The 24,709-nt window shown below is 68.4% G+C and carries 24 protein-coding genes and 2 pseudogenes; 19 read left to right on the top strand and 7 right to left on the bottom strand.

Annotated elements, in window-relative coordinates; genetic code table 11:
• Window positions 1–97: 97 nt before the first annotated feature.
• From PIR02_20300 to PIR02_20225, 16 genes and pseudogenes are all read left to right on the top strand, one after another.
• A pseudogene (locus tag PIR02_20300) lies at window positions 98–865 on the top strand (L-threonylcarbamoyladenylate synthase).
• Window positions 862–2,040, top strand: coding sequence for an MraY family glycosyltransferase (locus tag PIR02_20295; GenBank protein ID WZH37059.1), 1,179 nt, complete (start codon window positions 862–864; stop codon window positions 2,038–2,040). Before PIR02_20300 ends, PIR02_20295 begins: the two are co-directional and overlap by 4 nt.
• A pseudogene (locus tag PIR02_20290) lies at window positions 2,037–2,523 on the top strand (hypothetical protein). The gene PIR02_20295 and the pseudogene PIR02_20290 overlap by 4 nt, the downstream one beginning before the upstream one ends.
• A 165-nt stretch (window positions 2,524–2,688) precedes the next feature.
• On the top strand, window positions 2,689–3,561 hold the full coding sequence (atpB, locus tag PIR02_20285) for a F0F1 ATP synthase subunit A (protein ID WZH37058.1): 873 nt from the start codon (window positions 2,689–2,691) through the stop codon (window positions 3,559–3,561).
• 44 nt (window positions 3,562–3,605) lie between these two features.
• Entirely contained in the window at window positions 3,606–3,839 is a 234-nt protein-coding gene (atpE, locus tag PIR02_20280; protein WZH37057.1) for a F0F1 ATP synthase subunit C, read from the top strand.
• 34 nt (window positions 3,840–3,873) lie between these two features.
• A complete protein-coding gene (locus PIR02_20275) occupies window positions 3,874–4,434 on the top strand; it encodes a F0F1 ATP synthase subunit B (protein WZH37056.1) in 561 nt (186 codons plus the stop codon).
• Entirely contained in the window at window positions 4,434–5,222 is a 789-nt protein-coding gene (locus PIR02_20270; protein ID WZH37055.1) for a F0F1 ATP synthase subunit delta, read from the top strand. The genes PIR02_20275 and PIR02_20270 overlap by 1 nt, the downstream gene beginning before the upstream one ends.
• A 61-nt stretch (window positions 5,223–5,283) precedes the next feature.
• Window positions 5,284–6,915, top strand: coding sequence for a F0F1 ATP synthase subunit alpha (gene atpA, locus PIR02_20265; GenBank protein ID WZH37054.1), 1,632 nt, complete (start codon window positions 5,284–5,286; stop codon window positions 6,913–6,915).
• A 25-nt stretch (window positions 6,916–6,940) separates the two neighbouring features.
• Complete coding sequence (locus PIR02_20260) at window positions 6,941–7,840, top strand: F0F1 ATP synthase subunit gamma (protein ID WZH37053.1); 900 nt, start codon at window positions 6,941–6,943, stop codon at window positions 7,838–7,840.
• A 22-nt stretch (window positions 7,841–7,862) separates the two neighbouring features.
• A complete protein-coding gene (gene atpD / locus PIR02_20255) occupies window positions 7,863–9,311 on the top strand; it encodes a F0F1 ATP synthase subunit beta (GenBank protein ID WZH37052.1) in 1,449 nt (482 codons plus the stop codon).
• Window position 9,312: 1 nt separating this feature from the next.
• Window positions 9,313–9,573 (top strand): F0F1 ATP synthase subunit epsilon, encoded by a 261-nt coding sequence (locus tag PIR02_20250; GenBank protein WZH37051.1) that lies wholly within the window; start codon window positions 9,313–9,315, stop codon window positions 9,571–9,573.
• A gap of 73 nt (window positions 9,574–9,646) precedes the next feature.
• Window positions 9,647–10,396: a peroxide stress protein YaaA gene (gene yaaA, locus PIR02_20245; GenBank protein WZH37050.1), complete on the top strand. Its 750-nt coding sequence runs from the start codon at window positions 9,647–9,649 to the stop codon at window positions 10,394–10,396.
• Between the two features lie 111 nt (window positions 10,397–10,507).
• A complete protein-coding gene (locus PIR02_20240) occupies window positions 10,508–11,242 on the top strand; it encodes a DUF5684 domain-containing protein (protein WZH37049.1) in 735 nt (244 codons plus the stop codon).
• Window positions 11,243–11,306: 64 nt separating this feature from the next.
• Window positions 11,307–12,287 carry an aldo/keto reductase gene (locus PIR02_20235; protein ID WZH37048.1) on the top strand — a complete coding sequence of 327 codons (981 nt, stop codon included), beginning with the start codon at window positions 11,307–11,309 and terminating at the stop codon, window positions 12,285–12,287.
• 118 nt (window positions 12,288–12,405) lie between these two features.
• A complete protein-coding gene (locus tag PIR02_20230; protein WZH37047.1) occupies window positions 12,406–13,179 on the top strand; it encodes a protein phosphatase 2C domain-containing protein in 774 nt (257 codons plus the stop codon).
• Between the two features lie 46 nt (window positions 13,180–13,225).
• Window positions 13,226–14,758, top strand: coding sequence for an APC family permease (locus PIR02_20225; GenBank protein ID WZH37046.1), 1,533 nt, complete (start codon window positions 13,226–13,228; stop codon window positions 14,756–14,758).
• Between the two features lie 40 nt (window positions 14,759–14,798).
• Here the strand turns inward: PIR02_20225 and PIR02_20220 are convergent, their stop codons facing one another.
• A complete protein-coding gene (locus tag PIR02_20220; GenBank protein ID WZH37045.1) occupies window positions 14,799–15,782 on the bottom strand; it encodes an asparaginase in 984 nt (327 codons plus the stop codon).
• A 103-nt stretch (window positions 15,783–15,885) separates the two neighbouring features.
• On the opposite strand from PIR02_20220, the gene PIR02_20215 reads away from it, so the two are divergent.
• On the top strand, window positions 15,886–16,356 hold the full coding sequence (locus PIR02_20215; protein ID WZH37044.1) for an OsmC family protein: 471 nt from the start codon (window positions 15,886–15,888) through the stop codon (window positions 16,354–16,356).
• Between the two features lie 47 nt (window positions 16,357–16,403).
• Entirely contained in the window at window positions 16,404–16,883 is a 480-nt protein-coding gene (locus tag PIR02_20210) for a hypothetical protein (protein WZH37043.1), read from the top strand.
• A 138-nt stretch (window positions 16,884–17,021) separates the two neighbouring features.
• On the opposite strand, the gene glpK is transcribed toward PIR02_20210, so the two are convergent.
• From glpK to PIR02_20195, 3 genes are all read right to left on the bottom strand, one after another.
• Window positions 17,022–18,533, bottom strand: coding sequence for a glycerol kinase GlpK (gene glpK, locus PIR02_20205; protein WZH37042.1), 1,512 nt, complete (start codon window positions 18,531–18,533; stop codon window positions 17,022–17,024).
• A gap of 105 nt (window positions 18,534–18,638) precedes the next feature.
• The gene (locus PIR02_20200) at window positions 18,639–19,394 is read right to left on the bottom strand and encodes an aquaporin family protein (protein ID WZH37041.1); all 756 of its coding nucleotides are present in this window, start codon (window positions 19,392–19,394) and stop codon (window positions 18,639–18,641) included.
• Window positions 19,395–19,517: 123 nt separating this feature from the next.
• On the bottom strand, window positions 19,518–21,236 hold the full coding sequence (locus PIR02_20195; protein ID WZH37040.1) for a glycerol-3-phosphate dehydrogenase/oxidase: 1,719 nt from the start codon (window positions 21,234–21,236) through the stop codon (window positions 19,518–19,520).
• 108 nt (window positions 21,237–21,344) lie between these two features.
• Here PIR02_20195 and PIR02_20190 point away from each other — a divergent pair, with 108 nt between their 5' ends.
• Window positions 21,345–22,310: a sugar-binding domain-containing protein gene (locus PIR02_20190; GenBank protein WZH37039.1), complete on the top strand. Its 966-nt coding sequence runs from the start codon at window positions 21,345–21,347 to the stop codon at window positions 22,308–22,310.
• 6 nt (window positions 22,311–22,316) lie between these two features.
• Here PIR02_20190 and dhaM read toward each other — a convergent pair whose 3' ends face one another.
• Genes dhaM through dhaK form a run of 3 tightly spaced genes read right to left on the bottom strand, consistent with a single transcriptional unit; the run spans window position 22,317 to window position 24,669 of the window.
• Entirely contained in the window at window positions 22,317–23,045 is a 729-nt protein-coding gene (gene dhaM / locus PIR02_20185; protein WZH37038.1) for a dihydroxyacetone kinase phosphoryl donor subunit DhaM, read from the bottom strand.
• Window positions 23,042–23,677 carry a dihydroxyacetone kinase subunit DhaL gene (dhaL, locus tag PIR02_20180; protein WZH37037.1) on the bottom strand — a complete coding sequence of 212 codons (636 nt, stop codon included), beginning with the start codon at window positions 23,675–23,677 and terminating at the stop codon, window positions 23,042–23,044. The genes dhaM and dhaL overlap by 4 nt, the downstream gene beginning before the upstream one ends.
• The gene (dhaK, locus tag PIR02_20175; protein WZH37036.1) at window positions 23,674–24,669 is read right to left on the bottom strand and encodes a dihydroxyacetone kinase subunit DhaK; all 996 of its coding nucleotides are present in this window, start codon (window positions 24,667–24,669) and stop codon (window positions 23,674–23,676) included. Before dhaK ends, dhaL begins: the two co-directional genes overlap by 4 nt.
• Window positions 24,670–24,709: the final 40 nt, after the last annotated feature.

The following is a 24,709-nucleotide window of genomic DNA, read 5'->3' as shown; positions in this document are numbered from 1 at the left end:
CCGCCACGCACCGCGATCTCACCGGACGGGATCGCGCGACCACGGCCGTGCGTCCCTGACACGACGCCAGCGGCGCGCCAGTAGACTGGCGCGCGATATGTCACCCGTCTACGACTGCCGAGACGAGTCGCAGCTGCTGTCTGGAATGCGCCACGCGCGACAGGCCATCGGCCGCGGCGAACTCGTCGTGCTCCCCACCGACACGGTCTACGGAATCGCCGCGGACGCGTTCAACGCGCGCGCGGTCGCCGGTCTCCTCGAGGCGAAGGGACGAGGCCGCCAGCAGCCGCCTCCCGTCCTCGTGCCCGGCGTGGGAACGCTCCGCGCGCTCGTGGCCGAGATCCCTCCCGCGGTCGACGACCTCGTCCGCGAGTTCTGGCCGGGAGGGCTCACGATCGTTCTGCCCGCGCAGCCGTCGCTGTCGTGGGACCTGGGTGACACGCACGGCACCGTGGCCGTGCGCATGCCCGCTCACCATCTGACCCTCGAACTGCTCGAGGAGACCGGGCCTCTGGCGGTATCCAGCGCCAATCGCACCGGCATGGCCGCGGCTGTGGCGATAGGACGACGCCCGCGACATGCTCGGCGACAGCGTCGCCGCCTACCTCGACTCCGGCCCCAGCGAGACCGGGATCGCGTCGACCATCGTCGATGCCACCACCCTCGTCGGCGGCGCCGAGCCGCGCGTGCGCGTGCTCCGCGAGGGTGCCGTCTCGCGCGAGCGGCTCCGCGAGGTGCTCGCGACCTCCTCGAACCCGACCCCGAACTCGACACGCCCACGGCGGTGGGTGGCGCGGCTCCCGCGGTCGACGCCTCGACGGACGGCACGGCGAGCGGCACGGATGCCGAGGCGCCGGGTCCGTGACCCAGTACCTCCTCACCATCCTGTTCACGGCGGCGGTCACCCTCGCGCTGTCGTGGGTGGTGTGGAAGCTCGCCCTGCGCTTCAAGCTGTATCCCGGCATCCGGGACCGCGACGTCCACAAGACGCCGACACCGCGGTTGGGGGGCGTCGCGATGTTCCTCGGCGTCGTCGCCGCGTTCGCGCTGTCCAGTCGGAACCCGTACTTCTCGATCTTCTGGACCGACCCGGTGCCCGTGCTGTGGCTGCTCGGCGCGGTTCTCCTCATCGTGCTGGTGGGTGTCGCCGACGATCTGTGGGACCTCGACTGGATGATCAAGCTCGGTGCCCAGTTCATCGCCGCGGGCATCATCGCGTGGTTCGGGCAACTGCAGATCCTCTCGCTCCCGATCGGGGCGCTCACCGTCGGGTCGAGCTGGGTGAGCTTCCTGCTCACGGTCTTCGCGCTCGTGGTCGTGATGAACGCCGTGAACTTCATCGACGGACTGAACGGCCTGGTCGCGGGTGTCTGCCTCATCGCGAACGGCGTGTTCTTCGCCTACTCGTACCTCCTCGTGCGCGACACGGGGGCGAGCACCTACTTCAACCTCGCCTCGTTCATCGCCGCCGTCCTGGTGGGGGCGTGCCTCGGGTTCCTCCCCATGAACTGGACGCCGGCCAAGCTCTTCATGGGAGACGCGGGCGCGCTGATGCTCGGACTGCTCATGGCAAGCTCGGCGATCGCGATCACCGGCCAGCTCGATCCGGCGGTCCTCGACCCCGAGAAGATCGAGGCGGTCGCAGTTGCTGGGTGCGTTCATCCCGATCCTGCTGCGGTCGTGATCGTGTTGCTCCCCCTGCTCGACTTCGGCTTGGCCGTGATCCGACGTCAGTGGGCGGGGCGTTCCCCCTTCTCGCCCGATCGCAAGCACCTGCACCACCGCATGCTCGACATGGGGCACACCGACACCGGTGCCGTCCTGATCTTCTACAGCTGGACCGCCGTGGTGAGTCTGGCGTTCCTGCTGATGTACATCGGTACTCAGCAGAGTTGGCCGGGCGACTACCTCTTCGGCATCCTCTTCGGCATCGTCGGCGTGATCGCCTGCGCGGTGCTCACCTTCCTGCCCTCACCGCACCGCCTGCGACGGCTGTCGTCGCGACGCGCGCGTCCCACCCCACCGGAGTCCTCCTCATGACCAGCACCACACCCGCCCGCCGACGCCCGTCCAGCACGCCGGTCCTGCGCACCGCCCTGGTGTGGGGAGGGATCGTCACCGCGGTCTTGCTCGTCGTGGGGGCGGTCGTCGGCTTCGCGGTCGGAGGAGCGGGCGGCCTCGGGAGCGCCCTCGCGGGGGGTCGCTGTCAGCGCCGTCTTCCTCGCCGTCACCGCGACGAGCATCCTCGTGGCCAACCGGTGGTTCGGCGACCCCCTCTACGTCCCCATCTTCTTCGGCATCGTCCTCGGGGGATGGTTGCTCAAGCTCGTCCTCTTCATCGTGGCCATCGTCGTGCTGCGCGAGCAGGGGTGGGTGGACCCGAAGATCTTCTACGTCGCCCTCGTGGTGAGCGTGGTGGCCTCTCTCGTGGTGGATGTCGTGGTGCTGCTGCGCATGCGCATTCCCAGCGCGAGCGACGTCACCCTGCCCACCGACCCCGATGAGGGCGACCGTCGTTCCTGACCCGGGGGCGGTCCGGTCGTATCGTTCCGCCGCACGTCTTGCAAGCCGGATACCCCGGTGCCGAGAGGATCGGCCCGCACTCGCCGCATGGATCCGCTGGGAGTTTGATAGGGTGGGGTAAGTACCCGCCCGCACCAGGGTTATCCCTCCAGGTCTGCATTCTGGGTGCTCTCACCGACCATCGTCGCAACGGTTCACACCGATGCCCCGAAGCTGGAGCCAGCGCTGACTACTCAAGCTGCGACCCTGATCACGAACCTCGCGTCTGCGGGTCCGGAGTTCCACCCGCCGTCCATCGGCGAGTTCTTCCCCGACGCGGTGCTCTTCGAGGGCACGATCTTCGCGATCACCCGCATCAACCTGATCCAGATGCTGGCGACCGTCGTCCTCGTGACGCTGCTGGTTCTCGGGACCCGCCGTATGACCGTCGTCCCCGGCCGCTTCCAGAGCATCGTCGAGATGGGCCTGGACTTCGTCCGGGTGAACATCGCCGAAGACATCCTCGGCCGCAAGGACGGGCGTCGGTTCCTCCCCATCCTCACCACGATCTTCTTCATGGTGCTGTTCATGAACATCACGGGCGTCATCCCGTTCCTGAACATCGCCGGAACCAGCGTCATCGCGGTGCCGATGCTCCTGGCGATCGTCGCGTACGTGACGTTCATCTACGCCGGTATCAAGAAGAGCCCCGGCGGCTTCTTCAAGAACGCCCTGCTGCCGTCGGGTGTCCCGTGGCCGCTGTACATCATCATCGTTCCGCTCGAGTTCCTCTCGACCTTCATCATCCGCCCCGTCACGCTGACGCTGCGACTGCTGATGAACATGGTCGTCGGACACCTCATGCTCGTCCTCTTCTTCTCGGCGACCCAGTTCTTCGTGGTCGACCTCAGCGGATGGTGGACGGCACTCGGTGCGGGATCCCTCGCCTTCGGCTTCGCCTTCACCCTGTTCGAAATCTTCGTCGCCTTCCTCCAGGCGTACGTCTTCGCGATCCTCACCGCGGTCTACATCCAGCTCGCGGTCGCAGAAGAGCACTGAGCGGCCCGGCGCACGCTGAGCCACCCAACCGAAAGGAAAAATCCGTGGACGCAACTACGGTTCTCGCCCAGGTCACCGGTAACGTCGCCACGATCGGCTACGGCCTCGCGGCGATCGGCCCCGCCATCGGCGTGGGTATCGTCGTCGGCAAGACGATCGAGGGTGTCGCCCGTCAGCCCGAGCTCGCCGGCCGCCTGCAGGTGCTGATGTTCATCGGTATCGCCTTCACCGAGGCGCTCGCCTTCATCGGCATCGCGACCGGCTTCATCTTCACCTGATCCGGCCGCTCTCGACTCACTGTAAGGAGACAGGATGCTGAACGCTCTTGTCACTCTCGCCGCGGAACCCGCGGGCGAGGCGGCGCACAACCCGCTGATTCCGGCGTGGTACGACATCATCTGGTCGGCCGTGTGCTTCCTCGTCATCGTGTTCGTGGTGTGGCGCGTCGCTCTGCCGCGCATGGCGAAGCTGCTCGACGAGCGCAGTGCTGCCATCGAGGGCAACATCGCCAAGGCCGACGAGGCCCAGCGCCAGGCCGAGGCGGCGCTCGAGCAGTACACCGCGCAGCTCGCCGAGGCGCGCCGCGAAGCCGGTGAGATCCGCGAGACCGCGAACCAGGACGGGCGCAAGATCGTCGCCGAGGCCAAGGAGAACGCGTCGGCCGAGGCCGCGCGCATCACCGCCGCCGCGCACGCGCAGATCGAGGCCGAGCGTCAGACCGCTCTGGTGCAGCTGCGCTCCGAGGTCGGTACCCTCGCGGTCGACCTCGCCGGCAATGTGATCGGCGAGACCCTGACGGACGACGCGCGTGCGAACGCCGTGGTCGACCGCTTCCTTGCCGAGCTCGAGGCATCCGAGAAGGCGGCCAAGTAATGGGCAGCGCGACCACTCAGGCGCGGACCGCGACCGCGGAGGCCCTGGCCTCCACCTCGGGCGTCGATCTCGACGTCGCGCGCGAACTGTTCGCGGCCGTCGGTGCCGTGAGCGGATCGTCGCAGCTGAGCGGCGCGCTGTCCGACTCCTCGGCGCCGGCCGCCGCGCGTGCGGGGTTGGTCTCGGCCGTCTTCGGTTCCTCCTACCGCCCCGCCACGGTGGCGCTGCTCAACAGCGCGGCCCAGCAGCGGTGGTCGAACTCCTCGGAGTTCATCGAAGGTCTCGAGGAGCTCGCGGTGCGCGCCACCGCCGTCGCCGAGTCGGCCGACATCGAGCCCGAGTTGTTCTCGTTCTCGCGGACTGTCGCCGCCAACGGCGAGCTCGAGCTCGCCCTCGGCGGTCGCCTCGGAGACGCCTCCGCCAAGGGCGCCCTCGTCTCGAAGCTGCTCGATGGCCGCGTGAGCGCCGGAACGGCACTCATCGTGTCGTCGCTGGTGCAGAACGCCCGGGGCCGTCGGGTTCGCGCCCTTCTGCGTCGCGCCGAGAGCATCGTCGCCGACCAGCGGGCCCGGATCGTCGCGACCGTCTCCGCGGCCGCCCCCCTGAGCGCAGAGCAGCAGACGCGTCTGCAGAACGCGCTCAGCGCACGGTACGGATCAGCGGTCACGCTGAACACCGTCATCGACCCGACGGTGGTCGGCGGACTGCGCGTGCAGGTCGCGGACGACGTCATCGACGCGAGCGTGTCCGCACGTCTCGCTGACCTCCGCCAGCGGATCGCAGGCTAAGACTTTCCGCCCGAGCGGGCGTGGATCTGGGGGCCGTGAGCCCCACGAACGAAGGAAGACAATGGCAGATCTCTCTATCAGCCCCGACGTCATTCGTGACGCGCTGAAAGACTTCGTCACCGCCTACGAGCCCACCGGCGCTGCGGCGACCGAGGTCGGCGCCGTCGTCGACGCGGCCGACGGCATCGCACACGTCGAGGGCCTTCCCGGCGTCATGGCCAACGAGCTCATCCGCTTCGCGGACGGCACGCTGGGCCTCGCCCAGAACCTCGACGAGAACGAGGTCGGTGTCGTCGTCCTCGGTGACTTCGCCGGCATCGAAGAAGGCCAGAGCGTCACCCGTACGGGCGAGGTGCTCTCGGTCGGCGTGGGCGACGGTTACCTGGGTCGCGTGGTCGACCCGCTGGGCAACCCGATCGACGGTCTCGGCGAGATCGCGACCGAGGGTCGCCGTGCCCTCGAGCTCCAGGCCCCCGGCGTCATGCAGCGCAAGAGCGTGCACGAGCCGCTGCAGACCGGCATCAAGGCCATCGACGCCATGATCCCCGTCGGTCGCGGGCAGCGCCAGCTCATCATCGGTGACCGCCAGACCGGTAAGACGGCCATCGCGATCGACACGATCATCAACCAGAAGGCCAACTGGGAGTCGGGCGACGTCAACAAGCAGGTGCGCTGCATCTACGTCGCCATCGGCCAGAAGGGCTCGACCACCGCCTCGGTGAAGGGCGCGCTCGAGGACGCCGGTGCGATGGAGTACACCACCATCGTCGCCGCCCCCGCCTCCGACCCCGCGGGCTTCAAGTACCTGGCTCCCTACACCGGTTCGGCCATCGGTCAGCACTGGATGTACGGCGGCAAGCACGTCCTGATCATCTTCGACGACCTGTCGAAGCAGGCTGAGGCCTACCGCGCCGTGTCGCTCCTCCTGCGTCGCCCGCCGGGCCGCGAGGCCTACCCCGGCGACGTCTTCTACCTGCACTCGCGTCTGCTCGAGCGTTGCGCGAAGCTGTCCGACGAGCTCGGCGCAGGTTCGATGACGGGTCTGCCCATCATCGAGACCAAGGCCAACGACGTCTCGGCGTACATCCCGACCAACGTGATCTCGATCACCGACGGCCAGATCTTCCTGCAGTCCGACCTCTTCAACGCCAACCAGCGTCCGGCGGTCGACGTGGGTATCTCGGTGTCGCGCGTCGGTGGTGACGCCCAGGTCAAGTCGATTAAGAAGGTGTCCGGAACGCTCAAGCTCGAGCTTGCGCAGTACCGTTCGCTCGAGGCCTTCGCGATGTTCGCGAGCGACCTCGACGCCGCGTCGCGTCGTCAGCTCGCCCGCGGTGCGCGTCTGACCGAGCTGCTGAAGCAGCCGCAGTACTCGCCGTACCCGGTCGAGGAGCAGGTCGTCTCGATCTGGGCCGGCACGAACGGAAAGCTCGACACTGTCGAGGTCTCCGACGTGCTGCGCTTCGAGCGCGAGCTGCTCGACTACCTCCGTCGCAACTCGACGGTGCTCGACACGCTGCGCGAGACCAACGTCCTCGACGACGACACCCTCGCCGAGCTGGACAAGAAGGTCGATGCGTTCGCCCTCGAGTTCCAGCCCGGAAACGACCAGGGCGTCGTCGGTGCGGAGAAGGTCGATGCGGCCGAGGCCGAAGACGTCAACCAGGAGCGGATCGTCAAGGGCCGTCGCTAAGAGCGACGACACGAGAACGTAAATCATGGGCGCACAACTGCGGGTCTACAAGCAGAAGATCAGTTCTGCTCAGACGACCAAGAAGATCACCAAAGCGATGGAACTCATCGCGGCCTCGCGCATTCAGAAGGCGATGGCGCGTGTGCGCGCGGCATCGCCCTTCGCGCGGGCCGTGACGAACGCCGTCTCCGCGGTGGCCACGTACTCGTCCGTCGACCACCCGCTCACGACCGAGCGCGAGAACATCCGCCGCTCGGCCGTGGTCATCTTCACCTCCGACCGCGGTCTTGCCGGTGCCTTCAACTCGCAGATCCTCCGCGAGGGTCTCGAGCTGGCCGAGTTGCTCCGGTCGCAGGGGAAAGAGGTCGTCTTCTACCTCGTCGGGCGCAAGGCCGTCGGGTACTTCCAGTTCCGCCGTATGCCGAGCATCGAGCAGTGGGTCGGCGACACCGACACTCCGCAGTTCTCGACGGCGGAAGAGATCTCGGCCGCGGTGCTCAAGGCGTACCGCGCGGGGGGAGACAACGAGGGCGTCGACGAGATCCACCTCGTCTACAACCGTTTCGTCAGCATGATGACGCAGTCGCCGGAGTCCGTGCGCCTGCTTCCGCTCGAAGTGATCGAGGCCGACGAGGCCCCGGCCCAGTCCGAGATCTACCCGCTGTACGAGTTCGAGCCCGATGCAGAGACCGTGCTCGACGCGCTCCTGCCGGTCTACGTGCAGAGCCGAATCTTCAACGCTCTCCTGCAGTCGTCGGCGGCCAAGCACGCCGCGACGCAGAAGGCGATGAAGTCGGCCAGCGACAACGCCGACAAGCTCATCACCGACTACACCCGTCTGCGCAACAATGCGCGTCAGGCGGAGATCACGCAGCAGATCGCCGAGATCGTCGGCGGCGCCGATGCCCTGGCATCCGGCAAGTAAGTTCCCAAGGAGAGAAGAAGCCATGAGCCTCACCGCCGAGAAGACCGACGCGGGCGTCGTCGGACGCGTCGCGCGCGTCACCGGCCCGGTCGTCGACATCGAGTTCCCGCATGACGCGATCCCCGAGATCTACAACGCGCTGAAGACCACCATCACCATCGGTGACGAGTCGACCGAGATCACCCTCGAGGTCGCGCAGCACCTCGGTGACGACCTCGTCCGCGCCATCGCCCTGAAGCCGACTGACGGCATCGTCCGCGGCCAGGACGTGCGCGACACCGGCGGCCCCATCTCGGTGCCCGTCGGTGACGTCACCAAGGGCAAGGTCTTCGACGTCACCGGCGAGGTGCTCAACGCTGCTCCCGGCGAGCAGGTCGAGATCACCGAGCGCTGGGGTATCCACCGCAAGGCGCCCAGCTTCGACCAGCTCGAGTCCAAGACCGAGATGTTCGAGACCGGCATCAAGTCGATCGACCTCCTGACCCCCTACGTCCAGGGCGGAAAGATCGGCCTCTTCGGTGGTGCCGGCGTCGGCAAGACGGTCCTCATCCAGGAGATGATCCAGCGCGTCGCACAGGACCACGGTGGTGTGTCGGTGTTCGCCGGTGTCGGCGAGCGCACCCGTGAGGGCAACGACCTCATCGGCGAGATGGAAGAGGCGGGTGTCTTCGACAAGACCGCCCTCGTCTTCGGCCAGATGGACGAGCCGCCGGGGACGCGTCTGCGCGTCGCCCTCTCGGCCCTGACGATGGCGGAGTACTTCCGCGACGTGCAGAAGCAGGACGTGCTGTTGTTCATCGACAACATCTTCCGCTTCACCCAGGCCGGTTCCGAGGTCTCGACGCTGCTCGGTCGCATGCCCTCCGCCGTGGGCTACCAGCCGAACCTCGCCGACGAGATGGGTGTGCTCCAGGAGCGCATCACCTCGACGCGTGGTCACTCGATCACCTCGCTGCAGGCGATCTACGTGCCCGCCGACGACTACACCGACCCGGCTCCCGCGACCACGTTCGCGCACCTCGATGCCACCACCGAGCTCTCGCGTGAGATCGCATCGAAGGGTCTGTACCCGGCCATCGACCCGCTCACGTCGACGAGCCGCATCCTCGACCCGCGCTACATCGGCGCCGACCACTACCGCGTGGCCACCGCCGTGAAGCAGATCCTGCAGAAGAACAAGGAACTGCAGGAGATCATCGCGATCCTCGGTGTCGACGAGCTCTCCGAAGAGGACAAGATCGTCGTGTCGCGTGCACGCCGCATCCAGCAGTTCCTCTCGCAGAACACCTACATGGCCAAGAAGTTCACCGGTGTCGAGGGCTCCACGGTCCCGATCAAGGAGACCATCGAGTCGTTCGACGCGATCGTCAAGGGCGACTTCGACCACGTCGCGGAGCAGGCGTTCTTCAACGTCGGCGGTATCGGCGACGTCGAGGCCAAGTGGGCGCAGATCCAGAAGGAGAACGGCTGAGATGGCACTTCGCGTGAGCCTGGTCTCGGCGGACGCCGAGGTGTGGACGGGTGAGGCATCGCTCGTCGTCGCCAAGACGGTCGAGGGCGAGATCGGTTTCATGCAGGGCCACGAGCCGGTGCTGGCGATCCTCGCTCAGGGCGAGGTCCGCATCACTCGCGCCGACGGCACGAAAGTCCTCGCGAACGCGCAGGACGGCTTCCTGTCGATGGCGAACGACGAGCTCACGATCGTGGCCGGAAACGCCGCGCTCGTCTCCTGACGTCCGACCCTCACGACGCGCGTCACCCGGTTCGCCGGGTGACGCGCGTCGGTCATTTCCCGGAAGTTGTCCCATGTTGGTCCTCCTCCCACCCTCTGAAACGAAACGCCCCGGCGGCACCGGAACTCCCTTCGATCTCGCCGCACTGGGTTTCCCGTCTCTCTCGCCGCAGCGCCTTGCCGTCGTCGATGCCCTGGTCGCCCTGAGCGGAGATGAAGAGACTGCCGCGCGGGTGTTGAAGCTCAGTCCGAGGAGACGTCACGAGATCGACGACAACGCGGTCCTGCGCGGGGCTCCCACGCTCCCCGCGATCGACCGCTACACGGGTGTCCTCTTCGATGCGCTCGATTCCGCAAGCCTCGACGCTCAAGCGCGCGCGTGGCTCGGTGCTCACGTGGCCGTTCACTCGGCGCCGTTCGGGCCTGTCGGTGCGCTCGACGGCATCCCGGCCTATCGCCTGGCCGCCTCGACCTCGCTCCCGGGGCTTCCCGCGCTCCGCCGGGTGTGGAGCGCGGCCGTGACCAGCGCGCTGAGCGAGGCTGCGCCCGACTTCGTCCTCGATCTGCGGTCGGAGGCGTACGCGGCGCTGGGGCCGATCCCGGACGGAGTCGAGAGCGCGTACGTACGCGTCGTCACGGGCGGGGGAGATGCGCCCGTGCGAGCCCTGAATCACTTCAACAAGCGCACCAAGGGCGAGCTGGTCCGAGCCCTGGCCGTGACACGGCCGACGATCGTTTCACGGGAGGATCTCCTCGCGTGGGCGTCGGGGGCCGGCTGGCCGGTTCTCGAGACCGGATCCGGAGAGATCGCACTGTTCTCCTAGCACACGGGCGTGGGGTGTATCAGGGAACACTCAGGTTCGCTACCATGTCACCCGCGGGAAGTTCCCGCTGGCGCTGAGCATCCGCGCTATCACCCGTCCGAAAGGATCGACGTGAACATCCTTCACCTCGCGTATAGCGACCCGTATGGGGCGTCGGATGCCGCGGCAGCGGCATTCCTTGGCGTCTTCTACGCCATCTTCGCCGTCGTCGGCCTGATCGGCTACGTCATCGGCGCCTTCCTGCTGATGAAGGTCTTCGAAAAGGCCGGCGTCGAGGGCAAGTGGCGCGCCTGGGTGCCGTTCTACAACTACCTCGTGTACGCCAAGCTCGGCGACGTCTCGCCGTGGGTCATCCTCGGTGTGCTCGTGGCCTCGTTCATCCCGATCCTGAACATCTTCTCGGGCACCGCCTTCGCCGTGGTGATGATCATGGCGTCGGTGCGTGTGAACGCGAAGTTCGGCAAGGAATGGCCCATCCTCCTGCTCTTCATCCTGGGCCCGCTCGGTGTGCTGATCTACCTCGGTATCCTCGCCTTCGGCAGTGCCCGCTGGAACCCGACCGCGGCGTCGCCGTCGCCGTGGGGCTCGTCCTTCCTCGCCGACAAGACGGTGTGGAACGGCATCCCGGTGCAGCCCGCCCAGCAGGTGTCGGGTGTGAACGCCGGTGGATACGCCGCGCCGTCGCAGGGCTACTCGGCTCCGCAGTCGCCGAGCTACCCGCCCGCCGGTGCCACTCCGCCGCCGCCGGCTCCGCCGGCATCCGGTGCCACTCCGCCCCCGCCGGCTCCGCCGGCCACGGGCACGACTCCGCCGCCGCCGGCTCCTCCGGCCGGTCCGCAGGTCTGATCACACGACGGGCTCTCCACTCCGGTGGGGAGCCCGTCGTCGTTCACCGGGCTACCGTGGAGGGATGACGAGCTCCTCACTTCCTCAACGACGGGTCGGACGATCAGGGCTACGGGTGTCGGCTGTCGGTCTCGGATGCAACAACTTCGGCCGCGCGGGAACGCCCACCGAGACGCTGGAAGGCACGCGCGCGGTCCTGGATGCCGCTCTGGATGCGGGCGTGACCTTCCTCGACACGGCCGACGTCTACGGACGGGAGTTCGGCCTCTCCGAGACGCTGATGGGAGAGGCCCTGCAGGGGCGTCGCGACGAGGTCGTGCTCGCGACCAAGTTCGGCCACGCCGACCTCGCCCCCGGTGTCCTCGGGGGTGCGAAGGCATCCCGCACGTCGATCCGTCGCTCGGTCGAGGGGTCCCTCCGACGGCTCCGGACCGACTGGATCGACCTGTACCAGCTGCACACCCCCGACCCTTCGACACCGGTCGACGAGACGCTCGACGCTCTCGCCGACCTGGTGCGGGAGGGCAAGGTCCGTTACATCGGCCACTCCAACTTCGCGGGGTGGCAGATCGCCGAAGCCGACTACTCGGCGGGGGACGTCAGGTTCGTCTCGTCTCAGAACCAGTACAGCCTGCTGGCTCGCGCCGCCGAGAGAGAGGTCCTGCCGGCCGTCGATCGCTTCGGCCTGGGGTTCCTGCCGTTCTTCCCCCTCCACAATGGTCTCCTGACGGGGAAGTTCACGCGCGAGGGAGGTCCCGAGGGCAGTCGGATCATGCGCCAGCGTCCCCACCTGTGGCGAGATGCGCCCTGGGACGCGCTCGAGCGGTACCAGTCGTTCTGTGACGATCGCGGCATCACCATGCTCGAGGCGACCTTCGCCTGGTTCCTCGCGAACCCGCTCGTCTCGAGCGTCATCGCGGGAGCGACCAGTTCCGAGCAGGTGCGTGCGAACGCCGCAGCGGCGACGGCGTGGACGGCGAGCGCGGATGACCTCGCCGAGATCGACGGCATCCTGGGCATCCCGGCGGATCCGGCAGCGGGATGACACGGATGTGCGACCGGGCGAGGCGCGGCGCTGCCCCGGAGCGCGGGGAGGCGTCCACTAGGATGGCAGGGCCGTGCGCTCCCGCCGGCGTAGCTGTCGGCCAACCGGAGGATCTGTCGTGCCCGAGGTGACCACGCATACGCGTACCGTTTCGCTGTCGGGGACGACGCTCGATCTCTCGTGGGCCGCGAGCACCGACACGGGCAAGCGCCGCGAGGTCAACCAGGACGCCGTGCTCGCCGACTACCCGCTGTTCGTCGTCGCCGACGGCATGGGCGGACACCTTGGGGGAGAGATCGCGAGCGCGAGCACGGTCGACCGCCTCCGCGCCGTCGTGAGTGGTGGAACGGTGTCGCCGCGACACATCGAGAAGGCGCTCTCGCGCGCGGTGAAGGACATCGTCGCTCACCCCGAGACGACGGACGAGGGGACCGGCACCACGCTGACCGGCCTGTACCTCGAGACGGGGTCGGAGGAGCCGCACTGGGTCACGCTGAACATCGGCGACTCGCGCGTGTACCTCCTGCGCGACGACGAGATCGTGCAGGTCACGACCGACCACTCGGTCGTCCAAGAACTCATCGCTGCGGGACGGTTGAGCCCCGAAGAGGCCGAGAACCACCCGTACGGCAACGTGATCACCCGGGCCGTCGGGCCCAGCGACAGCGTCAAACCGGACTACCTGCGTCTCGATGTCCTCGACGGCGACCGCTTCGTCGTGTGCTCCGACGGGTTGACCAAAGAACTCACCGACTTCGGGATCAAACACTTCCTCGAGGCGAACAGCGACCCGGCCGAGGCGGTCGAGGCGATGATGGCTGCAGCGTTGGAGAACGGCGGACGCGACAACATCACGATCATCGTGCTGGACGTCCACCGCAGCGCTTCCTGAGAATTCGCTCTTGACCGCGGTGACCCGCGGATTCTACGTTCGGCATATGACCTCCGCTCCCGAACGGACGTCGGGCAAGGGACTGGCCACCGGGACCCTCGGGCTCTGGGGTTCGACCGTCATCGGCCTGGCATCCACCGCCCCCGTCTACTCCCTTGTCGCCACCCTCGGTTTCGTCGTCGTCGCCGTCGGTGCGCAGGCGCCGATCGCCTTCGTGGTGGCGTTCATCCCGATGCTGTTCATCGCCTTCGCGTATCGCGAACTCAACAACGAGGTGCCCGATTGCGGCACCACCTTCACCTGGGGGACGAAGGCGTTCGGCCCGTGGGTGGGCTGGATGGGGGGTTGGGGCGTCGCCGTCGCAGGCATGGTGGTCTTGGCGAACCTGTCGCAGATCGCCGGCATCTACCTGTGGTCGCTCATCGGCGACGGCTCCCTCGCCGAGAACGTCCCGCTCGTGACCGCCACGGGGGTGGCCTTCATCGCGGCCATGACCTACGTCAGCTACCGGGGCGTCGAGATCGGCGAACGCATCCAGAACGTCCTCCTGGCCGTCCAGTACGTGGTGCTCGCGTTGTTCGTGATCGTGGCGCTCTGGAAGTTCTTCGACGGCACCGCGCCCAACCCCACGCCGTTCGACCTCGCATGGTTCAACCCCCTCGGTTTCACCGACTGGAGCGGGTTCACGGAGGCCGTTCTCCTGGCGCTGTTCATCTACTGGGGCTGGGACACCTGCCTCGCGCTGAATGAGGAGACGAAGGACCCGAAGCGTATCCCGGGGCGGGCGGCGTTGCTCACCACGGTGATCCTTCTGGGCACCTACGTCAGCGTGACCGTGGCCGCGATGATGTACGCCGGCGTCGGCGAGGACGGCGCGGGATTGGCCAACCCCGAGAACGCCGACGACGTCTTCCTCGCGCTGAAGGACGGCCTGTTCGGTCCCTTCGCGTGGATCCTCATCGTGGCGGTGCTCATCTCTGCCGTGTCGTCGACGCAGACGACCATTCTGCCGACCGCTCGCGGCACGCTCGCGATGGCCGCGTACAAGGCTCTGCCCGAGCGATTCCAGTCGGTACACCCGCGCTTCAAGACGCCGTCGTTCTCCACTCTCGTCATGGGGATCGTGGCGAGCGTGTACTACATCGGGATGACCATCATCAGCGACAACATCCTGCAGGATTCCATCCTGTCGCTCGGTCTCGCGATCGCGTTCTACTACGCCATGACGGGCTACGCGTGCGTCTGGTATTACCGACGCGACCTGTTCTCCTCGGGTAAGAACCTCGTCTACCGCGGCATCCTGCCCCTGCTCGGTGCGCTCATGCTCACGTACGCCTTCATCCAGTCGGCGATCGACATGTGGGATCCCGAGTACGGCAACACGGTGCTGCTCGGAATCGGTGGCACGTTCGTCGTCGGCATCGGTGCCCTGGCCATCGGCGTCGTCCTCATGGTGATCTGGTACCTTGTGCCGGCATCGAAGCCGTTCTTCCGCGGCGAGAGCCTGAACCGCGACACCGAGGTGCTCGTCCCCGACGAGCCGATCGCCTACCCGCGCTCGGTCGACGGCGGAATCTGAGCGCGGCGCCGGACGGTCACTCGGACGGCGCTGCGACCGGTCAGACGGTGGCGCGGATGGCGCCGACGGTGCCCCCGCCGCCGGAGATGGTCAGCGGCAGCAGGGCGAGCGTGTCGGCGACCGCGTCAGGGGTGAGGGCTCCGGTGCGCTCGAGCAGGCGCAGAGCGACGGCGTGGCCCGCGCGGTTGGAGCCGTCGAGCACTTTCAGGGCCACCGTGGTGCCGTCCGGCGCCGTCATCACCTGGACGCCCTCGGCGCCCATTTTCGAGAACACACCGAGACGCTCGATGACGACAGTGTCGGGGCGACCCGGCCCGTCGATCGTCCACGGGTGTTCTTTCACCGCGCGCACGAGCGTGCCGGCGCTGCGATGCAGCGCGAAGGGGGAGCGCTCGGACGAGGTGGCGATGCGCTGGATGGCGCGCGCGAGGCCGACGAGGCTCATCGCGTACACGGGGGCACCGCAGCCGTCGATCGCGGTGGTCGTCATGCGCTCGCCGACAAGGCGCTCGAGAACCTCGCGGATGTGCACCTGAAGCGGGTGTTGCGGGTCGAGGTAGTCGGCCGTCGTCCAGCCGTTGGCGACACACGTCAGCAGCATGGCGGCGTGCTTTCCCGAGCAGTTCATGCGCAGCGGCGACGGCGACCCGTGGTCGCGGACGAGTTCGTCGCGTGCGGCGGTGTCGCTGGGCCAGGCGGCAGGGCAGCCGAGGTCGTCCTCGGTCAGGCCGGCCGATTGCAGGATGCCGCGAGCCACCTCGGCGTGGCGGTCGGTACCGCAGTGGCTCGCCATCGCGATCGCCAGCCGCTCGTCGGCGAGATCCGCCCCCGCGGAGAGGCACGCCAGGGCCTGCAGCGGTTTCATGCTCGAGCGGGGGAGGAAGGACGCGGAGGCTTCGCCGAGGGTGAGCTTCTCCGAGCCGTCCGGAGCGAGCACGACGGCGACGCCGACATGACGGGATTCGACGAAACCGCTGCGTTCGACGACGGCGAGTTCGACGGAGGCGGGGGGCGTGGCGGGCATCCCTCCATGCTATCGCCGCGACCGCGTCTTCCCGTGGGGCACGGGGTGCCCGCGGGGCGCCGGATTCCGCACCTCACGCGTCGGAGCGAGGCAGACTGGGAGCATGAACGGAGAGCACCACTACCGCCTGCACTCGACCTGGACCGGCGACCGGGGAAGCGGCACCAGCGGCTATCGCGACTACGACCGTGCCGTGACCGTGGAGGTCGACGGCAAGCCCGCGATCGCGGCATCCGCTGACAAGCCGTTCCGAGGCGACCCCGCGAAGTGGAATCCCGAAGAACTGCTGCTGGCGGCGCTCAGCGAGTGCCACCTCCTGTCGTACCTCCACGCGTGCGTCACCACCGGCGTCGTGGTCACCGCGTACGAGGACGATGCGTCGGGCACCCTGCAAGAGGACGGCAACAGCGGCGGGGCGTTCACCGAGGTCGTGCTCCGCCCGCGCGTGCGCGTGGCCGACGAGTCGATGGTCGAGGCCGCTCGCGTGGCCCATAAGCAGGCGCGGGAGTGGTGCTTCATCGCCAACTCGGTGAACTTCCCGGTGAGGCACGAGCCGGAGATCACCGTCGGCTGAGGACGCTCGCGCGGCGGGGGTGCAGCCGGGCGTCGTACAGTGAGCGCATGCAGCTCGAACCGGCCCTGCGTCGCCTCGACCGGATCGCGGGAGGTCGCCAGGCCGATCATCGCGTGGCCGTCTCCGACGATCCCAAGGTCCGTCGCGCCTTCCGCGCGATCACGCTCCTGCTCGCCCTCGGCTTCGTGCTCGGCATCGCCACGGTCGCCGTCGCGTCGGTGATGACGATCAACGGCGACGACGTCGGCTTCGCCGTGTGGATGCGGTGCCTCGTGGTTCTCGCGATCACGACGACGCTGTTCTACTTCCTGTGGCGTGCGCGGACCGGGTGGTTCTGGGCGTTCCGTCGGCTGCAGCTGTTCAGTCGCATCTTCCCCGTCGTGGCGCTCGTCCTCGCGGCCATTCCCGGTCTGTACCCCTTCTGGGTGGTGACGGAGCAGATCCTCTTCGCGATCCTCCTCATCGGCGTCTCCGACTACCTGCAGTCCGACGCCGTTCGCGCGGCGTACCCCAAGCCGCGGCGCTGACGGCGTGGCATCCGGGTTCCGGAGATCGGGCCGCCGACACCCGTGACCTGTCCTGTCGACGGGTGGGGTCGTGAGGGGAGGCCGCAACGACGGAACCCCGCCGGCACGAGGCCGACGGGGTTCCTGTGAAGCGAGCGCTCAGCGCACGTCGTCGTCGACCCAGTCCATCGATTTGGTGACGGCCTTCTTCCACAGGCGCAGCTCGCGGTCGCGCTCGGCGGAGTCCATGTCGGGCTCCCAGCGCTTGTCTTCCTGCCAGTTGGCGCGGAGGTCGTCGAGGTTGTCCCAGAAGCCCACCGCCAGGCCGGCGGCGTATGCCGCGCCGAGGGCGGTGGTCTCGGCGACCACGGGTCGCACCACGGGCACGCCGAGGATGTCCGCCTGGAACTGCATGAGAGCGTCGTTCGCCGTCATACCACCGTCGACCTTGAGCTCGGTCAGGTCGACACCGGAGTCGGCGTTGACCGCATCGAGCACCTCGCGCGTCTGGAAGGCGGTCGCCTCGAGAGCAGCGCGGGCGATGTGTCCCTTGTTGACGTACCGGGTCATGCCGACGATCGCGCCGCGGGCGTCGGGACGCCAGTAGGGCGCGAACAGGCCGGAGAACGCCGGCACGAAGTACACGCCACCGTTGTCGTCGACCGAGCTCGCCAGGGTCTCCACCTCGGGGGCCGAGGAGATGATGCCGAGCTGATCGCGCAGCCACTGGATGAGCGAGCCGGTCACGGCGATCGAGCCCTCGAGCGCATAGCGGGCGGGCTGGTCACCGAGCTTGTAGCCGAGGGTCGTGAGCAGACCGTTCTTCGAGTGGACGATCTCCTCGCCCGTCTGGAAGATGAGGAAGTTGCCCGTGCCGTAGGTGTTCTTGCTCTCGCCCGGGTCGAAGGCCGCCTGCCCGAAGGTCGCGGCCTGCTGGTCGCCCAGGATGCCGGCGACCGGGGTCTCGCGCAGCAGCGACGACGACTCGACGGTGCCGTAGACCTCGGAGGAGGAGCGGATCTCGGGCATCATCGACCGCGGCACACCGAAGTCCGCGAGGATGTCGTCGCGCCATTCGAGGGTCTCGAGGTCCATGAACAGGGTGCGGCTGGCGTTGGTGACGTCGGTGGCGTGGACGCCGCCGTCGATGCCGCCGGTGAGGTTCCACAGCACCCAGGTGTCGGTGGTGCCGAAGATGAGGTCGCCGGCCTCGGCCTTCTCGCGCGCCCCCTCGACGTTCTCCAGGATCCAGACGATCTTCGTTCCCGAGAAGTACGTCGCCAGGGGCAGGCCGACGACGCTCTTGTAGCGCTCGGTGTCGCCGTCGGCGAGGCGGTCGACGATCGACTGGGTACGCGTGTCCTGCCAGACGATGGCGTTGTACACGGGCTTCCCGGTGTTCTTGTCCCACACGACGGCGGTCTCGCGCTGGTTGGTGATACCGACCGCGGCGATGTCGTGGCGGGTGACGTCGGCGCGGCTGAGGGCGAGGCCGATCACCTCCTGGGTGTTGCGCCAGATCTCGAGAGGATCGTGTTCGACCCACCCGGCACGCGGGAAGATCTGCTCGTGCTCCTTCTGTCCGACGGCGACGACGCCTCCGGACTTGTCGAAGATCATCGCGCGGGTCGAGGTCGTGCCCTGGTCGATGGCGAGGACGTAGTCGGCCATGGAAGGACTCCTTTGTCTTGTTCGGTGTGTGGAAGAGGTGAAGCGGGAAGCGGGGACGCTGCGCCGTCGGGCGTGGCTGTCGGGCGTGACGCCCCCGCGGAGGTGTTACTTGCCGAGGCTCAGGAGCACGGGGGCCAGCAGGCCCGCGAGCAGACCGCCGACGAGGGGGCCGGCGACGGGCACCCAGGCGTAGCTCCAGTCGCTGGAGCCCTTGCCCTTGATGGGGAGGATCGCGTGGGCGATGCGCGGGCCGAGGTCACGCGCGGGGTTGATCGCATAGCCGGTCGGGCCACCCAGGGAGGCACCGATGCCGACCACGAGAAGGGCGACGGGGACGGCCGCGAGACCGCCGATCCCGCCGGGGACGCCGATGCTGGCCACGCCGTAGTCACGGAATCCGAAGATGACGAACACGAGGACGAAGGTCGCGATGACCTCGGTGACGAAGTTGAAGCCGTAGGAGCGGATCGCCGGTCCCGTCGAGAACACGCCGAGCTTGTTGGCGGGGTCGGGCTCGTCGTCGAAGTGCTGCTTGTAGGACGCCCACGTGAGGATGGCACCGATGATGGCACCGATCATCTGCGCCGCGATGGCGACGAAGAACTGGGCGATCGAGATGTCGCCATGCACCAGGAGGCCGATCGACACCGCCGGGTTCAGCTGGGCACCGGAGTACGCGGAGACGATCACACCGGCGAAGACCGCCAGACCCCAACCCCAGTTGACCATCAGGGTGCCACCGGCGTTGCCCTTGGTCTTGGCCAGGGCCACGTTGGCGACCACGCCGCAGCCCAGCAGGATGAGCATCGCGGTGCCGACCACCTCCGAGAGGAAGTACAGCCCCAGATTGACTTCTTGCATGTCGTCATCGACCTTTCTGTTGTCGCCCCGCCATCTTCGGCATGGACGTCTGTGTGCGGCTCAGTGATCCGAACCTATGACCGCCGTGCGGGCGCGCAACAGGTGACGCGCCCGCACGTTCTCTCAGATTCGCGCGACCCCGGCTTCGGCCAGATCGACGCGGTGAGCGGTCAGCAGGATCTCGCGGGTGCGCGCCACCTCGGCGTCCACCCGCTCGGAATCCCAGCCGAGGGGGCCGGCGATGGCCTCCGCCACATCGTGCAGCGTGCGCTCGGTCATCCCGCCGACGAAGGCGAGGTGCGTACGGCGCAGCAGCACGTCGATCAGGTGCACGACCTGCTCGTTGCGCGCGATCCACTCGAGTTCTTCGACGTAGTAGCCGGGAGCGGACTCGATCGGCGTGGGCTCGGCGGGGAGGGCATCGAGGATGACGTCGGCACGCGTGCCGTAGCGGTTGAGGAGGGCATTCACGAGCTCGCGGGAATGAGCATTCGTGCGTGCGGCCACCCAGCGGCGCCGCGCCTCCGGGGTGGTGGGGAAACCGGCCCCGCCGCCGATGGGCAGACCCTGCGTGCTGACGCGGTGCGGGCGGCGCAGCTTCTGCAGCGTCTTCATGCTCAGGTGCTCGGACAGGGCGCGGAACGTGGTCCACTTCCCGCCGACGAGGCTCATCGCGGGCACACCCGCGATCTCGTCGTCGACGATGCGGTAGTCGCGCGAGACGAAACCGGGGGCGGTGTCGTCGTGACGGGGGAGAGGACGGATGCCGGAGAACGTGTACACGATCTGCGACCGGTCGACACCGATGCTCGGGAAGACGTGGCCGATGAGGTCGAAGAAGTACTCGATCTCGTCGTCGGTGCACACGACGGGCTTGGCCGGGTCGGCGTCGATGTCGGTCGTGCCGACCAGGACGCGGTCCTTGAGCGGGTAGATCAGCACGATGCGGCCGTCGGAGTGCTCGAAGAAGATCTCGCGACCGCCGGTCGCGGCGAGCAGCTCGGGGTTGTCGAGCACGATGTGCGAGCCCTTGGTGCCGCCCATGAACTGGGTCGAAAGCCCCATCGCGGAGTTCGCGAGGTCGGTCCAGGGGCCGGCGGTGTTCAGGATGACCTTCGCCGTGACCGAGAACTCCTCGCCCGAGATCTCGTCGCGCACCCGCACGCCGTTCTCGTCGGCACCGACGGCCGAGACGTAGTTGACCGCCTGCGTGCGACCGGCGCCGGCGACGATGCCGTCGTGCAGCACATCGAGCGCGATGCGCTCGGGGTCGTGCATCGATGCGTCGAAGTAGGTGGCGGTGTAGGCCAGGTCGGGGTTGAGCTTGGGCAGCTCCGCCAGCGACTTCTTCTTGCCGAGGAACTTGTGGCGCGGGACCGAGCCGCCGTCGCGCGAGAAGGTGTCGTACATGATGAGGCCGACCTTGATCAGCAGAGCGCCGCGCTCGTTGGGCTTGCCGCGGCCATGGGTCACCAGTAGACGGAACGGAGCCGAGAGGATTCCGGAGAACGTCTTGTAGATCGGGATGGTCGTCTCGAGCGGCTTGACGAAGTGCGGAGCGGTCTTGAGGAGGTCGTTGCGCTCGGTCACCGCCTCCTTGACGAGGCGGAACTCGCCGTTCTCGAGGTAGCGGATGCCGCCGTGGACCATGTGGCTCGACGCCGAGGATGCGCCGGAGACGAAGTCTCCGCGTTCGACGAGGGCGACCTTCACCCCCTGCAGGGCGAGGTCGCGAAGGGTGGCGAGGCCGTTGATGCCCCCGCCGATGATGAGGACGTCGAGGTCTTCGGCGTCACGGAGCGCCTGCACATCGGCGCGGAGCGAAGTTGCGGGGGACGACATGTCGACTGCGACCTTTCGTAGTTGGTACGCCCACAGACTGCGCTCCTCTGCACGTTGTTGCAAGCCCCTTGAAAAAACGTGCAGAATGGTGAGCGGACGGGAGGGCCCATGGTGACCCAGGCAGAGGCGCGAGGGCGGGACGCCCTCCGTGCCGCGCAGCTGTACTACATGCAGGATCTGACGATGGATGCCATCGCACACGAGATGCGTGTGTCGCGCTCCTCCGTCTCCCGACTCCTCCAGCACGCGCGCGACGTGGGACTGGTGACCATCTCCATCAGTCCGCCCGACGACGCCCGTGGGCAGATGGCGCAACGGATCGCGGATCGCTTCGGGATCGCCGCGCACGTCGTGCCCACCCCCGCGCGAACGACCGAGGCGGAGCGCCTGGAGCGGACAGCGCTGACCGCGGCGCGCATCCTGACGGAACGGGTCGAGTCGTCGATGACCGTCGGCATCGCGTGGGGATCGACCCTCTCCGCCATCGCTCGTCACGTCCCCGCGAAGGACGTTCACGACACCCACATCGTGCAGATGAACGGTGCTGCCAACGTCCGCACCAGCGGCATCCCGTACGCGGGGGAGATCCTGTCGCGCTTCGGCACGGCGTGGTCGTCGTCGGTGCACCAATTCCCGGTGCCGGCGCTGTTCGACGACCCGCAGACCAAGCGCGCGATGTGGCGCGAGCGGTCGGTGCGCTCGGTCCTGGAGATCCAGGAGCGTGTGGGGCTGTTCGTGTTCGGTCTGGGCTCGCCCCAGGCCGACGTGCCGTCTCACGTGTACAGCAGCGACTACTTCGACGAACGCGACCGGGCGGTCATCGACCGCGAGGGCGTGGTGGGGGACTGCGCGACGGTCTTCTACCGCGTGGACGGCTCGAGCGACATCCCCGAGCTGAACGCCCGCTCCAGCGGGCCCGACCTCGACACGGTCCGCCGCATCCCGCGGCGGTTCTGCGTCGTGTCGAGTCTGTCGAAGCTCGACGCGCTGCGTGGCGCGCTCGCCGCGGGACTGGTGACCGAGCTCGTCGTCGAGGAGGCGCTGGCGCGCCGCCTGCTGAGCGTCACGCGCTGAGGGTCGTCAGCGCTCGCCGAAGCCGTCCTGGATCAGGGCGCGCAGCTCGGTCAGAGCCGCCTGCGCCTGGGGGCCCGTCGCGCTGATGCGCACGCGCGAACCCTGACGCACGCCCAGCGCCATGAGCGCCAGAAGGCTGCGTCCCGAGACGGCCTCGGACGCGGCCTCGAGGTCGGTGATGCGCACGTCGGCGTCGTAGCGGGATGCGGTCTTCACGAACGTGGCGGCGGGACGCGCGTGCAGACCCGACGGGTTGGTGATGACGGCCTCGAACGACGACGCATCGTCGGGCGTGCTCGTGGATGCCGCGACTCCCTCGGCGGCGGACACGGGTGCGTCACCCAGCTGCTGCCTCTTCGCCTCTCCGGCGGCGGCGCACTCGGTCGCGACGGTGTCGAGGTCGGCACCGCCCGCCGCCGTGACCACCGCCGCCACGAGCCCCTCCACGAAGGGCGCGGAGCTCAGGCGGACGCGGTCGGGGGCCGTGACGAACTCCTGCGCCGTCTCCGCGCTGAGGATCGCGGAGCCCACATCCATGAGGACGAGCACACCGTCCCCGCTGTCCGCCTCGTCGATGGCCGTCGCGATCGCGATGGCATCCGTTCCGAGATCCCCGTCCGGACCACCGGCGGCCACTCGGACGGTCGGCGGTCGATCGCCTCCCATCTGCAACGCGAGCTCGACGGCGGCGTCGGCCAGCGCCCGGCTGTGCGAGACCGCGACGAGGCCGATCACGCTCGCGCCAGCGTGTCGCGGAGAGCGTCGATGAGGAGAGCCGCCGAACTCGCGCCCGGGTCCACATGTCCGGCGCTGCGCTCGCCCAGGTAACTCGCGCGCCCCTTGCGCGCGACGAGGGGCTCGGTGGCGTCGCGCCCGCGGGCCGCAGCAGTGGCGGCAGCGCGGGCGGCTTCCGCCGGTCCCGCCCCGTCGGCGACCGCCGCGTCCCACGCGTCGACCGCGGGGAACAGGGCGTCGATCATCGTCTTGTCTCCGAGTTCGGCCTTGCCGCGGGCGACGACCCCCTCGACCCCGGCGCGCAGGGCGGCGCCGAGTGTGGCGGCATCCACGTCTGCGTCCGCCAGCGGCGGACCCATCCGCAGGAAGAGCGTGCCGTAGAGCGGACCGCTGGCACCGCCCACGGACGAGACGAGGGTCATGCCGACGGTCTTGAACACCTCGGGCGCAGTCGCCGGGGCGGGGTCCAGTTTCGCCACGACCGCGTCGAGCCCGCGCGCCATGTTGGACCCGTGGTCGGCGTCGCCGATCTCGGAGTCCAGGCGGGTCAGCTCGTCCTTGTGCTGCTGAACGGCTCGCTGGAACGCGCGGATCCAGGCCACGAGATCCTCGATCGAGACGACGTCGCTCATGCGCCCCACCGCAGGCCCGGAGTGACGACGGGCGCGTCCCACAGGCGCAGCATCTCGTCGTCGGCGTGGACGACCGTGAGCGATGCTCCGGCCATGTCGAGGCTGGTGATGTAGTCGCCGATGAGGACGCGTTGGACGTCGACGCCGGCATCGGACAGCAGGGGCGCGATCTCGCCGTACAAGAGGTACTGCTCGATCAGGGGGGTCGCGCCCAAGCCCGACAGCAGCACGATCGCGGGCCCGACCGGCTCGCCGAAGTCGTGGACGATCGGGTCGACCATGAGCTTCGCGATCTCGCGCGCGGATGCCAACTTCACGCGCGACCGCCCCGGTTCACCGTGGATGCCGACACCGACCTCCATCTCGTCGTCGGGCAGCTCGAAGGTGGGCCGCCCCGCGGCGGGCACCGTGCAGCTGGTGAGCGCGACGCCCATCGAGCGTCCCGAAGCCGCGACGCGGCGCGCGAGCGCGGCGACGGCGGCGAGATCGGCGCCCTCCTCGGCCAGGGCACCGACGATCTTCTCGAGGATCACGGTCGTGCCCGTGCCGCGACGGCCCGCGGTCCAGGTCGAGTCCTGCACCGCGACGTCGTCCGCGATGACGACCGCCTCGACCTGCACGCCCTCGGCGGCAGCGAGTTCGGCCGCCATCTCGAAGTTCAGGACGTCACCCGTGTAGTTCTTCACGATATGCAGCACACCGGCGCCCGAATCCACGGCCTGGGTGGCGGCGAGAACCTGATCGGGGGTCGGGGAGGTGAAGACCTCGCCCGCCGCGGCGGCGTCGAGCATGCCGCGCCCGACGAAACCGCCGTGCAGGGGTTCGTGTCCCGATCCGCCCCCGGAGACCAGCGCGACCTTTCCCGCGGGGGTCGGCTCCGCCCGCAGGATCACCCGATTCTCTGCGTCGACGCGAAGCTGCGGGAAGGCGGCCTGGATGCCCCTCAGGGCTTCGGCCAGCACGTCAGCCGGGTCGTTCACGAACTTCTTCACGGTGCCTCCTCGTCGTGGCGGTGACGGTTCGGGGCCGTCC

Origin of the sequence: Microbacterium enclense (assembly GCA_038182865.1) — a bacterium.
GTDB classification, from domain to species: Bacteria; Actinomycetota; Actinomycetes; order Actinomycetales; family Microbacteriaceae; genus Microbacterium; species Microbacterium enclense_B.
The sequence above is the reverse complement of the archived record's forward strand: the minus strand, read 5'-3'. Positions and strand labels throughout refer to the sequence as shown.

Coding starts and splice junctions, on each gene's coding strand:
- PIR02_20190 (WZH37039.1), top strand. CDS start 21,345: ATGGTGACCCAGGCAGAGGCGCGAGGGCGGGACGCCCTCCGTGCCGCG.
- PIR02_20195 (WZH37040.1), bottom strand. CDS start 21,236: ATGTCGTCCCCCGCAACTTCGCTCCGCGCCGATGTGCAGGCGCTCCGT.
- PIR02_20210 (WZH37043.1), top strand. CDS start 16,404: ATGCAGCTCGAACCGGCCCTGCGTCGCCTCGACCGGATCGCGGGAGGT.
- PIR02_20225 (WZH37046.1), top strand. CDS start 13,226: ATGACCTCCGCTCCCGAACGGACGTCGGGCAAGGGACTGGCCACCGGG.
- PIR02_20220 (WZH37045.1), bottom strand. CDS start 15,782: ATGCCCGCCACGCCCCCCGCCTCCGTCGAACTCGCCGTCGTCGAACGC.
- PIR02_20260 (WZH37053.1), top strand. CDS start 6,941: ATGGGCGCACAACTGCGGGTCTACAAGCAGAAGATCAGTTCTGCTCAG.
- PIR02_20215 (WZH37044.1), top strand. CDS start 15,886: ATGAACGGAGAGCACCACTACCGCCTGCACTCGACCTGGACCGGCGAC.
- dhaL (WZH37037.1), bottom strand. CDS start 23,677: ATGAGCGACGTCGTCTCGATCGAGGATCTCGTGGCCTGGATCCGCGCG.
- PIR02_20235 (WZH37048.1), top strand. CDS start 11,307: ATGACGAGCTCCTCACTTCCTCAACGACGGGTCGGACGATCAGGGCTA.
- PIR02_20270 (WZH37055.1), top strand. CDS start 4,434: ATGGGCAGCGCGACCACTCAGGCGCGGACCGCGACCGCGGAGGCCCTG.
- yaaA (WZH37050.1), top strand. CDS start 9,647: ATGTTGGTCCTCCTCCCACCCTCTGAAACGAAACGCCCCGGCGGCACC.
- atpD (WZH37052.1), top strand. CDS start 7,863: ATGAGCCTCACCGCCGAGAAGACCGACGCGGGCGTCGTCGGACGCGTC.
- PIR02_20275 (WZH37056.1), top strand. CDS start 3,874: ATGCTGAACGCTCTTGTCACTCTCGCCGCGGAACCCGCGGGCGAGGCG.
- PIR02_20200 (WZH37041.1), bottom strand. CDS start 19,394: ATGCAAGAAGTCAATCTGGGGCTGTACTTCCTCTCGGAGGTGGTCGGC.
- PIR02_20250 (WZH37051.1), top strand. CDS start 9,313: ATGGCACTTCGCGTGAGCCTGGTCTCGGCGGACGCCGAGGTGTGGACG.
- atpA (WZH37054.1), top strand. CDS start 5,284: ATGGCAGATCTCTCTATCAGCCCCGACGTCATTCGTGACGCGCTGAAA.
- glpK (WZH37042.1), bottom strand. CDS start 18,533: ATGGCCGACTACGTCCTCGCCATCGACCAGGGCACGACCTCGACCCGC.